Here is a 14,545-nt window from a genome sequence, read left to right on the forward strand (position 1 = left end):
TGGACGGGGGCGAGCGCCGGTCAGGCGCGGGCGGGGGCCGAGCGCCGGTCAGGCGGGGAGCTGCGCCGCGTGCTCGTCGGGGGCGAGCCAGATCGCGTCGGCGGCCGCGTCCGGCAGGTCTACGGGCTGCTCGTGCGAGCCGGCCGTCTCGGCGCGCTCGACGCGCAGGATGCCGGCTCCGTGCATCCGCTGCAGCACTCGCACGTGACCGCCGAGCGCGATGCCGCGCTCGGCGAGGTACTGCAGCAGCTCGGGCCGGTCGTCGTAGACGCGTGCGACCGTGCCGCAGCTGCCCTCGGGCAGCGCGGCGATGAGGGCGCCGGGGGTCGTCGGCACGACGCCGTCGGCGGAGGGGATGGGGTCGCCGTGCGGGTCGACGGACGGATGCCCGAGCAGCGCATCGATGCGCTCGAGGAAGGTGTCGCTCACGGCGTGCTCGAGCACCTCGGCCTCGTCGTGCACCTCGTGCCAGCCGTAGCCGAGCTGGTCGACGAGGAAGGTCTCGATGAGGCGGTGCCGGCGCACCATGCCGACCGCCACGCGGCGCCCGCGGTCGGTGAGGGCGATGCGGTAGTACGGCTCGTGCACGATCAGCTCGTCGCGGTCGAGCTTGCGCAGGTTGCCGCTGACGCTGCTGGCGGCGACGCCCAGGATGCTCGCGATGTCGCGCGTGGTGACGGGTCCGGTGCCGCGCTCCTCCGCCTTCCAGAGGATCTTGAGGTAGTCCTCCGCCATCGTGCTCATGGGGTCGAGGGTAGCCGCGCCCGGCCGTCGCGGGGACGGCCGGGCGTGACCGGGCTCAGTCGCCCTTCACGTTGACGAGCTGGCGCAGCGTGCGCCGCACGGTCACCAGGTCGGACGCATCCGCCATCACCTGATCGATGGGCTTGTACGCCTGCGGGATCTCGTCGATGAAGGCGTCCGTGTCGCGGAACTCGATGCCCCGCATCGCCTCGCGCAGCTGCTCGTGCGTGAAGGTGCGCCGGGCCGCGCTGCGCGAGTGCTCGCGTCCCGCGCCGTGCGGCGAGGAGTTGAGCGACAGCGGGTTGCCGAGGCCCTCGACCACGTACGAGGCCGTGCCCATGGAGCCCGGGATGAGGCCGGGACGCCCAGCATCCGCCTGGATCGCGCCCTTGCGCGACACCCACACTCGCTTGCCGAAGTGCATCTCGCTCTCGGTGAAGTTGTGGTGGCAGTTGATGCGCTCGAGCTCCTCCACAGCGGTGCCGAGGAAGCGGCCGAGCTGGTCGGCGACGCGGTCCATCATCTCCTCGCGGTTGAGCAGCGCGAAGCGCTGGGCCCAGCGCAGCTCGCGGATGTACCGGGTGAACTCCGGCGTGCCCTCGACGAGGTAGGCGAGGTCGCGGTGCGGCAGCTCGATCCAGTACTGCTTCGCGATGCGCTGCGCGACGTCGATGTGGTGCTTCGCGATGCGGTTGCCCACGCCCCGGGAGCCGGAGTGCAGGAACAGCCAGACCGCATCCGTCTCGTCGACGGACACCTCGATGAAGTGGTTGCCGCTGCCGAGCGAGCCCAGCTGGTTGCGCCACTGCTTCGCGTACGAGGCCGGGTCGAAGCCGGCCTCCTCCGCGAGCCGCTCGAGCTCGGCGATGCGCGGCTCGGCGGTCGCGACGATCTTCTTGTTGTCGCGCCCGGCCGACAGCGGGATCGACCGCTCGATCTGCTGGCGCAGCTCGGCGAGGTCGGTGCCGACGAGGTCGTCCTTCGCGAACTGGGTGCGGACGGCGATCATGCCGCAGCCGATGTCCACGCCGACGGCCGCCGGCATGATGGCCCCGAGCGTGGGGATGACGGATCCGACCGTCGCCCCCAGCCCGAGGTGCGCATCCGGCATGAGCGCCAGGTGCGGGTAGATGAACGGCATGCGCGACGAGGTGCGGGCCTGCTCGACGGTCTGCTCGTCGATCAGGCTCGCCCACGAGAGCAGGCGGTTCGTGAGCCTCTCCATGGTTCCTTTCCTTCTGGTGATGGCGGGATGGTGGCGGATCCGGTGGTCCGGTTCGCCGATCCCCGCATCGCAGCGGAAACAGGAAACGCCCCGGACCTGTTCGGTGCGGGGCGTGGAGTGAGCGTGAGCTACTGCACGGCCGGCGCCGGAGGGGTCGACTGATTGCGGTACTGGAGTTCCAGCACCGCGCGAAGCTCCTGGTGGAGGTTCATCGAAGTCGTCCCGTTCGGTCCGCCGTGGCGCTGCGCCGGGTGGCGCAGCCTTGCCACCGTAGTGGCGCATCCCGTCCGCGGCAAGGCCTCGGTAGCGTTGGGGCCATGCGCATCGCCACGTGGAACGTCAACTCCATCCGCACCCGGGTCGGCCGCACGGTCGAGTTCCTGCAGCGCGAGAGCGTGGACGTGCTGCTCATGCAGGAGATCAAGTGCAAGCCGGAGCAGTTCCCGACGCAGCCGTTCGAGGACGCCGGCTACGAGCTGGCGGTGCACGGCCTCAACCAGTGGAACGGCGTGGCGATCGCCAGCCTGAGCCCGATCGAGGATGTGGAGACGGCGTTCCCCGGCATGCCCGGCTTCCTCAAGGGCGCGGAGGGGCCGGACCAGCCCCAGGAGGCGCGCGCGCTCGGCGCCACGATCGACGGCGTGCGGCTGTGGAGCCTGTACGTGCCCAACGGCCGCTCGCTCACCGATCCGCACTACGCCTACAAGCTCGACTGGTACGCGGCCCTGGAGCGCTACGTGCGCGACTGGCAGGCGGCGCATCCGGGCGAGCCCATCGCCCTGGGCGGTGACTTCAACGTCTGCCCGACGGATGCGGACAACGGCGACCCCTCGATGGTCGAGGGCGTCAGCACCCACCTCTCACCCCCGAGCGCGCCGCGTTCCAGGCGCTCGTCGATGCCGGCATGGCCGACGTCGTGCGCCCGCTCGTGCCCGAGGGCTACACCTACTGGGACTACAAGCAGCTGCGCTTCCCGCGCGACGAGGGGCTGCGCATCGACTTCGTGCTCGGCTCCCCCGCCTTCCAGGAGCTGGTGGCGGGCGCATCCATCCACCGCGACGAGCGCAAGGGCGAGCAGCCGAGCGACCACGTGCCCGTCGTCGTCGACCTCGACCTGCCGGTCGACGAGGACGACGACGACCGGCCGATGTTCCTGTAGCGGACGGCCCTTAGCCGGGTTCGAGCCGCTGGATCGCCCACGCCCAGTCAATGCGCTCTTGCTCGAGTCGCACGCGCTTGCCGTAGCGGTCGGTGACCAAGGCCTCATAGACCGAGGCCTCCTCGTGGTCGAGGAGAGGGAGTGCGATGTCCGTCGGGGTGGACTCCGTGCCCCAACGGTCGCGATGGGCAATCAAGGTTCGCGCACCCATCAGTACGGAACGAGTCTGCGGTAGTAGTGAACGCACCCGGTGCAGGATGGCGAAGCCATGGGTGTCGAGATCACCCCAGTAGGTGACGGGCACCCCGCGGAGCCAGGAGAGTGAGGCGGGACGCTCGGCGTCGTAGCCCTTGCCCCAGAGGACGACGCCGTCCCTCGGAACGGGGACTGAGAGGTAGCTCACCTCGTTCTCGACGATCAAGGCGCTTCGAACCGTCGTCGCCAGTGCGTCGAGTTCCTCCGCACGCAGCACGGCTTCCGTCACGCCCCTCGGCATGCCCAGGGTGTGCGCGGCGAATCGGAGGCGTACCGTCGCGGGTCTCACCGCGAGACCCAGCGCCGCCTCGAAGCTCTTGGCACCGACCGGCACATCGAGCAACGCAGCGATGACCGTGCGCCGACGTTCGATGAGCTTCGTATCGACCCCCGGCGCCGTGACCTCTCGGAGGTACCGCCCCTGCCCCCGGTTGGCGCGGAGCCACGCAGCCGCGGCGAGGACCGCGGGCCAATCGTCGTCGATGCCCACGGCACGCAGCGGATGTGCCAAGGCCCACTCGCGGGCGGCGGGGTCGGACGCGAGCGCTACCAGCCGCCCGAACCTCTCGACCTCGTCGTGCACTGACAGCAGGCACCATGCCTGTTCCCACGAATCGATCCTCGCCCGCACCGGCACCCGGGTGCGGCCCACGTGACGGCCCCCGATCTCGCGGTCGATCAGCTGATAGGCCTGCCCGTCGAGCGCAGCCACACGGAGGGCTTCCGCCCACCGGCGCGCCTCGTCGACACGGTCGGCGAGCTCCTGCGACCTAGGGCCGCGGAGGGGCATTTCCATCACTGGGAAGGCTTCGCCGAGCGCATGAGCTCGGAGCAACGAGCCATCATCCCAGCGGCGACCGACGAAGCGTCTGATGTCCTGCGGCGCCGTCCATGTGGCACTCATCGGGCGTCGTGCCGACCACGCTGGCGATGGAACTCCTCGATCGTGAGCGTATGCACCCGGGAGCCTGCGCCGGTGGGGTTGTCGACGAAGCCGATGGCGCTAATGAAAGGCTCGATCACGTGGACCTTCTGCAGCGGGGTGACGATCAAGAGCTGCAAGCCGAGCCGACCGAAGAGCTCGAGGGCATACCGTGTCGATTCGTCGGAACCTCGCCCGAAGGCCTCGTCGATGACTGCGAAGCGGAAGTCACGAGCCTTCTCGACGCCCCACTCGAGCCCGAATTGATAGGCGAGCGAGGCGGCCAGGATCGTGTAGGCGAGCTTCTCCTTCTGCCCTCCCGACTTGCCGTCCGAGTCGGTGTAATGCTCGAACTCCTCACCCGTCAGGCGATCCTGTTCGGAGGCCGCGAACAAGAACCAGTTGCGCACATCGGTGACGAATCGTGTCCACGCGCGGTCGCGATCGGTGTGCGACTGACGCCCACGGAATCGCTCGATGATGACGCGCACCTGCTCGAAGCGTCGTTCGGCCTCGCCCGCTACCGGGTCGATCAGATCGGCCGTCGCGGCACGCAAGTCGCTCCGGAAGTCTTTGATCTCCTGGCTCACGGTCGGCTCGGCGATGATCCTGATGACCCGTCCTGGCCGGTAGTCGATCGCGCCGAGTGCCTCGTTGATGCGGTCGACACGCGCGTGGATCTCGTCAGCCTGCCGACGCAGCCAGCCGTGGAACTGTGCGAGCTCGCGCACGGCGTTCTCATCGAGCTGACGGCGGAACTCTTCCTCGAAGCGCGGTAGGTCGTCGGCGCGCACTCGCCGGTGCAGTTCCCGGTAGGCGGCGAGCGCGGCGACATCCGCGTCGTGCTCGGCGCGGAGCTCGGGCCAGGCCTTCAACATCTCGTGCATCTTGTTCTGCACGCTCGTGATGTGGCCGTTGGTCTCGCGCTGCAGCACATCGGCCTGGGCGGCAATCTCATCGCTCAGAAACTTGCGGAGCGTGTCGAGACCTTCGAGGCTGCGACGTTGACGCCGTCCGACGAGCAACGCCTCCAAAGCAACGTATCGAGAGCGGACGGTGTCCAACGCAGCACTGTCGAGACCGTCGAGCACCCGCTGCTCTCGCTCCGTCCGCTCCCGAAGCCGTTTGGACTCGCCCTCGAGGTCACCGATCCGCTTCTGCGCCACGAGGATCTCGTCGTCCAGGACGGCTGCCTCCTCGTCGAGCCGTGCAATCTCCGACTCGATCTCTGCGAGCCGATGCGAGCCGGCGACAAGTCGCTCACGTTCGGCGACGAGCCCGGACAGCGCCCTGTCGACGCCGGCGATATCGACATCGTCCCACCGGGTCAGCGCTGTCAACGCTCCGAGCGCCGTCGCTCGTCGGTGCGATTCGTTCTCCAGCCGCTGCAACCGTGCTAGCTCAGCGAGAACGGCCTCCAGCTCGCTGTCGATGGCAGCGAGTTCGGCGCGGAGCGCCATGACCTTGCGTTCGTTACTGCGTCCGAGCACCCAGGAACGCGGGTCATCGATCACACGGCGGTCGTCTTTCTCGTGACGGTCTCCATTTCGGACGAGACCGGCCCTGGTGACCGCACGATCCGTGTCGGCGAGCTCCGCCGCCGTGTCGACGAGGAGATGCTCGGCCCGACGTTGCAGCTCTGCGCCGAGAAAGGCGGCGAAGCGCCCCTCCTCGATCTGGAGGATGTCGCGCAAGCGCAGTTCGCCGTCCGTGCGCGTCGGGAGTGCCCGCACCTGACGCTCGGGCACCCTCAGATAACGGAGTCGAGCAGCCAGATGTGTGTCGTTCACCCAGCGCGAGACGACCCGGTGATCGGTGTCGGCGACGAGCAGCATCGTCGCGAATCCACCGAGCACCCGCTCCGCCGCGCCCCGCCAGCAATCATGCGCCGACGCCACGTCGATCAGCTCGCCCGCGAAGGGCAGCTGCCATTCTTCGAGAGCCAATGCAGTGCAGAGGCGTTCACGCACCTGCAACAGCCGACGATCGAGATTGCTGCGCCGACCGTCCACCGCGGCGAGTTCCTCGCGCAGTCGCGCTCGCTCGGCCTCGGCCTCGAACCGGCGCCGGCTGAGCGGCGCCTGCTGCTCACGGAGCGCCTCGCGTTCTAGGCCGATGCCGTCATTGGCCTGGGCAGCTTCGAGCAGCCGTTCCCTGAAGGATGCCTCGTCCGCGACGGGCTCGAGGCCCGCCTCATCGAGACGGATCGCGTGCCGAGCATGGTTCTCGGCACGCCGCTCACGCTCGCGGGCGAGGCGATCGAGGTCGAGATCGATCATGGTTAACCGGTCTCCGCCAGCACCAGCGCGTTCGGCGATCAAACCGTCACGTCGGGGCACCATCTCCCGTCGCCGTGCCGTGCGCCCCTCCTGGTCGCTCCACACGGCAACGCACTCGGCGTCGATACGCGTCGTCTCATCGGCAAGCGCGACGAGCATCGCGTCGGCGACAAAGGGGTCCACAGCTCGCCTGGCGGCGACGAGGTCCGCATGCCGCGCGACCGCGGCGTCATAGCGATCGCCCGACTCCATGAGCGGGTCGAGGATTGCGAGCTGCGCGGTGGCCCGCTGTACGGCTTCGTGGGCTTTGGTCAGGTGCTCGAAGTGCTCGACGATGGCCCGCACTCGGGCGTCGGCGTCTTCCTCCTCGAGCATGTGGCTTCGCACGAAATCGGTGAGATTCCCGACAGATTTCATCGAGACCGTCTGGTGGAACAGCTCCATCGCCTGTTCGGATCGGATGCCGAGCAGCCGGCGCATACGACGCGCGTAGTCGGGGTATCCGTTGTCGATCTGGGCGCCTTGCGACCTGAGGCGTCGCCGCAGCGCAGTCATTTCGGATCCGAAGTCGGCGAAATCCGGGTCGATGGCGAGCGCGGTCTCGGCGGTCACGAAGAAGCGATCTGGCTGCCCCACCCGGTCCTTCTGGTGGAAGACCTGGGCCAGCGTCACCGTCTCGGCGTAGGCACGATTGCGGAACACCCCAACGATCACCGAATAGGTGCGATGATCGCGCAGCCCCACCGGCCTCGAAGCACCGGTCTGCTCGTTGCGCTCGGATTTGTAGTGGCCCTCGACATAGCTGCGGAGGCTGCGTTCGCGAGCGTCCGCGCCCGCGGCCTTGTTGTACGCGATCCGGTGAGCCGGAAGGAGCAGTGTGCTGACGGCATCGACGAGCGTCGACTTGCCCGATCCGATGTCACCGGTCAGCAACGAGGTACGGCCGTCCAGGCCGAGCTGCCAGACCTGTTTGTCGAAGGTTCCCCAGTTGACCACCTCGACGCGGTCGAGGCGATATCCCGCGAGTCCCCCGGTCTCGGCCTCCAGATCGAGCGCCGAGAACAGTGCATCGGTCATTCCTGATCTCCTGGCGTCGACGCGGCATACTCGGACAGCGCGGCATCGAAATCGCCCATTGTCTGAGCGTCGACATAGGCCTTGATCACGCGTCTGACCTCCCAGACGTCGCTCTGCCCGCGAAGCTCGTGCACGAAGCCCAGCTCCTTCAGCTGCTTGAGCGTGACGACGACGCGGTCGGCGATCTTCGCCGCATTCGTCGATTCGCGTACGAACACGCTGAACAGGTCGGCGATCTGCTCCACGGTAAGTACGAGGCGTCCGTCTCCGCCGTTGGCCTCGAACTCGGCAAGTCGTTTGCGCAGCAGTACCGCGAGGACGCTGGCATGGTAGGTGAGGGTGCGACGGCGCACCAGCCGCGGCAAGGGCTCCTCGCCCTCTTCCTCGGCCCGGCTCGCCAGGAAGGCGTAGCCCTCAATCTCGTCGATCACGACATCGACGGCGATGTCGTCGAAGTGCTCGCGGACTGCGCCGCCGTGCCGGGCCAGCGCAGCCCACGCCAGTTCGTCCTTCTCCCGATAGACGACTCCGCGCATCAAGGCGATGATCGCGGTCGCGGTGGCCTGCTCTTCCGGAGTCCTCATGCTTCGTCTCGCTCTCAGTGCCGATGCACGCTGACCGCGGGCAGCGTCATCCTTCGGATGATGGAGGAGTCGCCGCCGACATCGGGGTAGTCGATGGCCATACTCGCCGAGTCGTCGATCACGATATCGATGTCGTCCTCGCCGTCAAGGGCGAGGTAGGCCAGGATCTCGGCCGCGCCGTCACGAGGCGGATACAGTGCGATGACATCGGCCATCGAGACGATGCTGTGCCGCGGCACGACGGTGCGGATGTTCTCCGCCAGCCGCGCGGTGTCGATATATCGCTGCCGGAAGAGCACTTCAGCGTCGGCGACGTCGCGGGACTCAGGACGGATGAGTGCGTCGACCGCGGTCTCGGCGCGGACGGCGTACAGGGGCCGCTCGAACGGCATCGCGATCGGCACCCCGGGCTCGTCGAGCACGAGCCCGACCGTCTCCGGTGCCATGTCGCGCACACGGAGTGCCGAGACCTCGATCGAGCGGGCTATGTCGAGCACCCGGCGGTTCTCCAACCAGACCCGGTCGTCCAGGAAACGCCGCAACTGCTCGGAGAGCGTGCGCACCGTCGCCTGCGTCCGTTCTGCCGCTTCGGCCCAATCGTGATGCAGCACTCGAACTCGATGATCGGCGTCGACCGTCGGCATGTTGTGAACGGCCGCGAGCAGAGCGCTCAACTCGTCCTGCCGCCTCTCGGAGAGCAGGTAGTCGTAAAAGGACTGGAAACTCCTCCCCTGTTCGGACGAGGAAATGTCGGCGCGCTCGTCGACCAGGAGCGTCAACAGCTCGCCCTTGCCGCCGGCCCAGCCCGCGATCTGCTCGCGCGCCGAGCGGTCGAGACGTCGGAAGTTGTCTTCGACCTCACGAAAATCACCGATCAGTTCGCGCGACATGGTCGAGAACTGCTGGAAACGGTCCCGTACGCCGAAATCGTCTAGGGCGTCCGACTCACCGCGTTCGATGCGGCCGATCTCGACGTCGATCTCGTCCCGGCGTCTCACCAGCTCGGCGATGCGCACCTGCGGATCCCGATCCGAGCCGTGCACGATCTCGCGCAACAGAGCGACCAGCGTGTGGAGGCGTGACTCCGTGCCGACGAAGCCGCGCTCTCGCAACTCACCGATCCAGCGCCAGGCTTTCTCCAGCGTCGAGGTCGCCTCGTAGTGCACGTCGTCCGAGCCGGCAGGATAGAACCGTCGGAGCCACCCGTCGTCGGCGGACGACCACGCCTCGAGGTAGTCGACGGGTTGCCGCGGATAGCGCTCCGGCATCGACCTGCGGATCGCGTAGAGGTGGTCGTCGAGCAGATCGACGAGCTCGCTCTGGGCGACGGCCCCGCGGTTCGTCTCGAGCAGGTGCAGGCCCAGGAACGACAGGATCAATGGCGCGTTCGCCGCTCGGAGCAAGCGCCACGCGCCGTGACGTTCTGCGAGCTCAACGATCTCATCGTGGTCCACCCCTGGAGGGTATCCGCACCCTCCGACGGCCAACATCGTGTCGAACGGGGACACCGGGCCGTCCACGACGACCCCCACCCGGGGGTGTCCCGCGCCTCCACACCACCGCTAGTCTCGAACCACGGGACAGGGGGTGAGGAATGCTCGAACTCTTCGAGACGCAGGCCGCCTCGGACGGCGAGCTCGCCGAGCGCGTGCGCTCCGGCGACACGACGGCCTTCGCCGAGCTGTGGCAGCGCCATTACCGGCCCGCGTACCGGGCCGCGCAGCAGTTCTCGCGCATGATCGACCCCGACGACCTGCTGAGCGAGGCGTACCTGCGGGTCTACCAGCTGCTGCTGCGGGGGCTCGGGCCGCGCGGCGCCTTCCGCCCCTACCTCTACGCGACGATCCGCAACCTCGCGACCAACTGGGCGACGTCGAAGGCGGCGACCACCTCCGATCCGCTCGAGGACGATCCCGAGGACGTGCGCACCGTCGACGACCCCGCGGTCGCCGCGCTCGACCGGTCGCTGACCTCGCGCGCGTTCCGGGCGCTGCCCGAGCGCTGGCAGACGGTGCTCTGGTACACCGAGATCGAGGGGATGGACCCGCACGAGGTCGCGCCGATCCTCGGGCTCTCGCCGAACGGCGTCGCCGCGCTGTCGATGCGCGCCCGCGAGGGCTGCGCGCCGCCTGGCTGCAAGCCCACGTCAGGGATGAGGGGCGGTCGGAGGAGTGCCGCTGGGCGCTCTCGAAGCTGGGCGGCAACGCCCGCCAGTCGCTCGGCAAGCGCGACAAGGCGAAGCTCGACGCGCACATCGCCGACTGCCCGCGCTGCATCCTCGTCTCGGAGGAGGTCGAGGAAGTCGGCTCGCGCCTCGGCATGGTCATGATCCCGATCGCGCTCGGCGGCGTCGCCGGCGGCGGCCTCCTCGAGGCGATGAACGAGCCGGGCAGCCTCGACCTCGTGCACGACCTGGCCATGCCGGTGCTGCCGGAGGGGGTCGACGCCGCCTCGCCCGCGACCGCGCTGACGCTGCCGCTCGTGAGCACCGTGCTGCTCGCCCGCGGCAGGCGCGCGAGGCTCGTCGCCGTCGTCGGCGCGGTGCTGCTCGTCATCGGGGCGGCCATCGCGGTGGAGCGCTCCATCGACTCGGCACGACCCGCCCTGCCCGCGATCGAGCAGCCCGCGAATTTCTTCGGGGAACCCGCGTCATAGGTCGCCCAGGTGCCGGTCCTACCTGGTGAAGCACAGTCCTGCTTCACCCGTGATCCATCCGGAAGGACCGGTGCCGCGGCTTCCCCAGCCCCGTGGCCCCGGTCCTGACGGCACGAGAACGAGTGGAGACAGCGCTATGCCCAAGGTGATGATCGTGTACGGCACCCGTCCGGAGGCCATCAAGGTGGCTCCGGTGATCGCCGCGCTCGCATCCGACGACGCCATCGAGCTCGACGTGGTGGTGACCGGTCAGCACCGCGCGATGCTCGACCAGGTCAACGACCTGTTCGGCATCTCGCCGCGCGTCGACCTGGACGTGATGACCGACCGGCAGAGCCTCGCGGGGCTCGCCGCGACCGTGATGGCGCGACTCGGCGAGGTGGTGGCCGAGTCGCGGCCCGACGCGCTGCTCGTGCAGGGCGACACCACCACGGCAGCGGTGGCCGGGCTGGTCGCCTACTACGCGGGCGTGCCCGTGCTGCACCTCGAGGCGGGCCTGCGTTCCGGCCGTCTCGACTCGCCGTTCCCCGAGGAGGGCAACCGCAAGCTCGTCGGCCAGCTCGCCGCGCTGCACTTCGCACCGACGCCCGAGGCGCGCGCGAACCTGCTGCGCGAGGGCGTGGCCGCAGCGGATGTGGTCACCACCGGCAACACGATCATCGACGCACTGCTGCACGCGACCGCCGTCGCGCCCGCCTTCGATCCGGCGCTGCAGGCCGTGATCGACTCCGGCCGGCGCCTGCTGCTCGTCACCAGCCACCGCCGCGAGTCCTGGGAGGGCGGCATCGCCGCCACCGCCCGCGCCATCGGCCGCATCGTCGAGGCGCGCCCGGACGTGCACGCGGTGATCCCACTGCACCGCAACCCGATCGTGCGCGAGGCCTTCGCGGCGGCGCTCGGGCCGCACGAGCGGGTGAGCGTGATCGACCCGCTCGACTACCACCGCTTCTCGGCGCTCATGGCGGCCAGCCACCTCATCCTCACCGACTCCGGCGGGGTGCAGGAGGAGGCGCCGAGCCTCGGCAAGCCCGTGCTCGTGACGCGCGACACGACCGAGCGGCCGGAGGGCGTCGCGGCCGGCGCGGCCAAGCTCGTCGGCACCGACGAGCAGCGCATCGTCGACGAGGTGCTGGCGCTGCTCGACGAGCCGGCGGCCTACGCCGCGATGGCGCGGGCGGTGAACCCCTACGGCGACGGCCTCGCATCCGGCCGCGTGATCGCCGCGATCAGGGCGTTCTTCGCCTCGGGAGCCCGGATGGAGGACTTCTCGCCCGGCCCCGCCAGCCGCACCGCCGCGCAGGCGAACAGCAGCGGCAGCCCCATCCAGAACAGCAGCGTCGACGGCAGCATCGCCTCGCTCAGCACGCGCTGATCCCCGGGCGCCACCGCCCAGAAGTGCAGCCACCCGGCGAGCATGGCGAAGACGGTGGCGAAGCCGAGGCTGCGGCTGCGGAGCGGATGCGTCCGGGCGAACGCGAGCGAGAGCGCCACGAGCATCCCCGCGAACTGCAGGCCGGGCACGAGCAGCGGCACGGCGAGGAGCAGCGGGCTGGAGCCCGCGACGGGCGTCCAGCGAGGGTCCTGCACCGGCTCGCCGTCGCCGACCGGCAGCATCGTGCTGCCCCTGGACTGCTGCGCCGGCTGGGCGATCGCGGCCAGTCCCCGGTCGCTGACCGCGACGATGCGCTCGGGATGCGTGATGCGGAAGCGGATGAGGTCGTCGATCCCGATCGCGGCGAAGGCCGGGTCGGCGAGCACGGCGCCGGCCTGCGGGTCGGTGATCGAGCGTCCGCTCGCCTGCAGCGCGCCCTCCGGCAGCCCGAACCATCCGAGATCGGCCTCGGGATCGGGGCTCGTCGGCAGCAGGGTGCCGAAGACGACCGAGTAGACGGCGTCGCTGCGCACGCGGTCGAGCGCGTCACCGGCCTGCGCGGCGCCGACGGCGAGCAGGGCGACCGCCGCGGTGAGCGAGGGCACCCGGTGCGCGAGGGTGCGCGCGAGCTCCCGACCGCGATCGCCCCGCAGCGCCCGGCCCGTCTCGCGCCCGCGCCGCTGCTCGGCGTCGCGCAGCCAGGGCAGCACGACGAGCGCCGCGACGAAACCGGGCAGGAACGCCAGCAGCGCCGGCGAGGTGGCGAGCGCCGCGGCCGCGAGCAGCACGCCGAGCGCGCTGGCCGCGACGCCGCGCGGCGGCACGTCGAGGGTCGTCACCCGGTCGGCCCAACCGCCCCAGAGGATGAGCAGCGCGATGAAGCCGGCGAGCACCGCCAGCAGCACGGCGCCGTCGAGGTCGGCCGAGATCAGGAAGTCGGCGAAGACGCCGTCGAGCAGCACGGCGCCGAGGAGGGCCGCCACGACCAGCCGGAACGGCACGGCGCCGGGCAGGTAGCGGATGAGGGCCACCGTGAGCAGGCCGAGCGCGACGGCCAGCAGCGCCCCGAGGATGCGCAGGTCGAGCACGCCGCCGCCGAGCAGGCGCGCGAGGGCCGCGACGCCGTAGTACGGCGACAGCGACCAGACGTCCGAGCCCGGGCACGCGGCCGCGTGCCAGTCGGCCGGCGACCAGAGCGGGTAGACGGCGCTCATCGCGTCCGCCGTGAAGGGGCGCTCGTTCGCGAGACCGACCGAGCAGAGCAGGCGGAAGCCGTCGCCCGCATCCGCCATCCCGACCGGCACCGGCACGAACAGGCGCAGCAGGGCGAGGCCGGTCATCACGGCGCCGCCGAGCACCGCGGCGACCCAGATGCGCGGACGCCGCTCCGCCCGCCCCGGTCCGAGCAGGGCGAAGGCGGCGGTGATGCGATCGACGACGAGGATGCGGCGCCGCACGCCCCGGCGCTGCTCGTGCTTCGCGCGGCGGCGCGGCTCAGTCGCCGTCATCAGCGCCCACCGAGACGCAGCGCAGCGTGAGGTTGCCGTTGGCCTCCTCGCGCAGCACGCCGGCGACCCCCGCCGAGGCGCGCAGGCCGAGGCCGATCCACTCCTGCACGCTCTCCGCGCAATCGCGGACCGCCGTGCCTCCGCTCGGCGCGGTCTCCTGCCGCAGCCAGTGATTGACGTCGCGGTAGTCGTGCGACTCGTCGCAGCGCACGTCGACGGTCTCGTCCGGCGCGCCGAGCACGGGGTCCGCGACCTCGCCGACCGCCGCGTAGCAGCGGGTGAGCGCATCCGCGCGGGCCGCGTCGGCGGCGGCGCCGCGCAGCGAGGCGGTGTGGACGAGCGGATCGAAGGCCGTCGCCTCATCGCGCACCGTCACGAGGTCGCAGCGCACCCATCGCTCGCCCGCGGCCCACTGCTGCTCGCTGGGCAGCCACGGCACCGTCCAGACCCCGTAGAGCGCCTGGCGCTCGTGCGCCTCGAGGTAGCCGCGCACGACGCGCGGAGGGCAGGCCTCGGCGGCGATCGCCTCGCGCTCGCCGAGCACCGGGTAGCTCTCGCGGTCGAGCTCACCCACGAGGTAGGTCTCGGCGGTGTGCTCTCGGTCGCAGGCGACGGTCGCCGTGCCGTCGCTGAGCGACCGGAACTGCTCCGGCCGGTCGATCAGGCGGCACTCGCCGACCGTCGGCTCGGCCACGGCCGTCTCGAGCGCGGGTGCGCAGCCGGCGAGCAGCGCGACGAGCGCCGCAGCGGCCAGCAGCGCGGCGC

General features: G+C 70.2%; 9 protein-coding genes and 3 pseudogenes. 4 read left to right on the forward strand and 8 right to left on the reverse strand.

Translation table 11 applies throughout. The annotated features are described in order from the left end of the window. Positions 1 to 48 precede the first annotated feature (48 nt). Together QQK26_RS10125 and QQK26_RS10130 are read right to left on the reverse strand one after the other, a co-directional pair. Positions 49 to 744, reverse strand: a complete 696-nt coding sequence (locus QQK26_RS10125; protein ID WP_284232328.1) for a metal-dependent transcriptional regulator — start codon at positions 742 to 744, stop codon at positions 49 to 51. Between the two features lie 55 nt (positions 745 to 799). Further along, on the reverse strand, positions 800 to 1,969 hold the full coding sequence (locus tag QQK26_RS10130; protein WP_284232330.1) for an RtcB family protein: 1,170 nt from the start codon (positions 1,967 to 1,969) through the stop codon (positions 800 to 802). Between the two features lie 317 nt (positions 1,970 to 2,286). Here QQK26_RS10130 and QQK26_RS10135 point away from each other — a divergent pair. Continuing rightward, a pseudogene (locus QQK26_RS10135) lies at positions 2,287 to 3,128 on the forward strand (exodeoxyribonuclease III). Positions 3,129 to 3,138: 10 nt separating this feature from the next. Here the strand turns inward: QQK26_RS10135 and QQK26_RS10140 are convergent. Genes QQK26_RS10140 through QQK26_RS10155 form a run of 4 tightly spaced genes read right to left on the reverse strand, consistent with a single transcriptional unit; the run spans position 3,139 to position 9,699 of the window. Next, complete coding sequence (locus tag QQK26_RS10140; protein WP_284232332.1) at positions 3,139 to 4,287, reverse strand: Wadjet anti-phage system protein JetD domain-containing protein; 1,149 nt, start codon at positions 4,285 to 4,287, stop codon at positions 3,139 to 3,141. Continuing rightward, positions 4,284 to 7,661: an ATP-binding protein gene (locus QQK26_RS10145; protein WP_284232334.1), complete on the reverse strand. Its 3,378-nt coding sequence runs from the start codon at positions 7,659 to 7,661 to the stop codon at positions 4,284 to 4,286. Before QQK26_RS10145 ends, QQK26_RS10140 begins: the two co-directional genes overlap by 4 nt. Then, entirely contained in the window at positions 7,658 to 8,245 is a 588-nt protein-coding gene (locus tag QQK26_RS10150; RefSeq protein ID WP_284232339.1) for a DUF4194 domain-containing protein, read from the reverse strand. The genes QQK26_RS10145 and QQK26_RS10150 overlap by 4 nt, the downstream gene beginning before the upstream one ends. 14 nt (positions 8,246 to 8,259) lie before the next feature. Continuing rightward, positions 8,260 to 9,699 carry a DUF3375 domain-containing protein gene (locus QQK26_RS10155; protein WP_284232341.1) on the reverse strand — a complete coding sequence of 480 codons (1,440 nt, stop codon included), beginning with the start codon at positions 9,697 to 9,699 and terminating at the stop codon, positions 8,260 to 8,262. Between the two features lie 140 nt (positions 9,700 to 9,839). Between QQK26_RS10155 and QQK26_RS10160 the strand changes: the two are divergent. From QQK26_RS10160 to wecB, 3 genes and pseudogenes are all read left to right on the forward strand, one after another. Beyond that, positions 9,840 to 10,349: pseudogene (locus QQK26_RS10160) on the forward strand (RNA polymerase sigma factor); the annotation flags it as partial. A 215-nt stretch (positions 10,350 to 10,564) separates the two neighbouring features. Continuing rightward, positions 10,565 to 10,900: a hypothetical protein gene (locus QQK26_RS10165; protein ID WP_284232345.1), complete on the forward strand. Its 336-nt coding sequence runs from the start codon at positions 10,565 to 10,567 to the stop codon at positions 10,898 to 10,900. A gap of 136 nt (positions 10,901 to 11,036) precedes the next feature. Continuing rightward, on the forward strand, positions 11,037 to 12,272 hold the full coding sequence (gene wecB / locus QQK26_RS10170; RefSeq protein WP_284232346.1) for a non-hydrolyzing UDP-N-acetylglucosamine 2-epimerase: 1,236 nt from the start codon (positions 11,037 to 11,039) through the stop codon (positions 12,270 to 12,272). An 11-nt stretch (positions 12,273 to 12,283) separates the two neighbouring features. Here wecB and wsfD read toward each other — a convergent pair. Together wsfD and QQK26_RS10175 are read right to left on the reverse strand one after the other, a co-directional pair. Then, a pseudogene (gene wsfD / locus QQK26_RS16580) lies at positions 12,284 to 13,780 on the reverse strand (glycan biosynthesis hexose transferase WsfD); the annotation flags it as partial. After that, on the reverse strand, positions 13,767 to 14,474 hold the full coding sequence (locus QQK26_RS10175; protein ID WP_284232348.1) for a septum formation family protein: 708 nt from the start codon (positions 14,472 to 14,474) through the stop codon (positions 13,767 to 13,769). The gene QQK26_RS10175 and the pseudogene wsfD, both read right to left, overlap by 14 nt. Between the last annotated feature and the right edge of the window lie 71 nt (positions 14,475 to 14,545).

Origin of the sequence: Arenivirga flava, assembly GCF_030161575.1 — a bacterium.
Lineage (GTDB): Bacteria > Actinomycetota > Actinomycetes > Actinomycetales > Microbacteriaceae > Arenivirga > Arenivirga flava.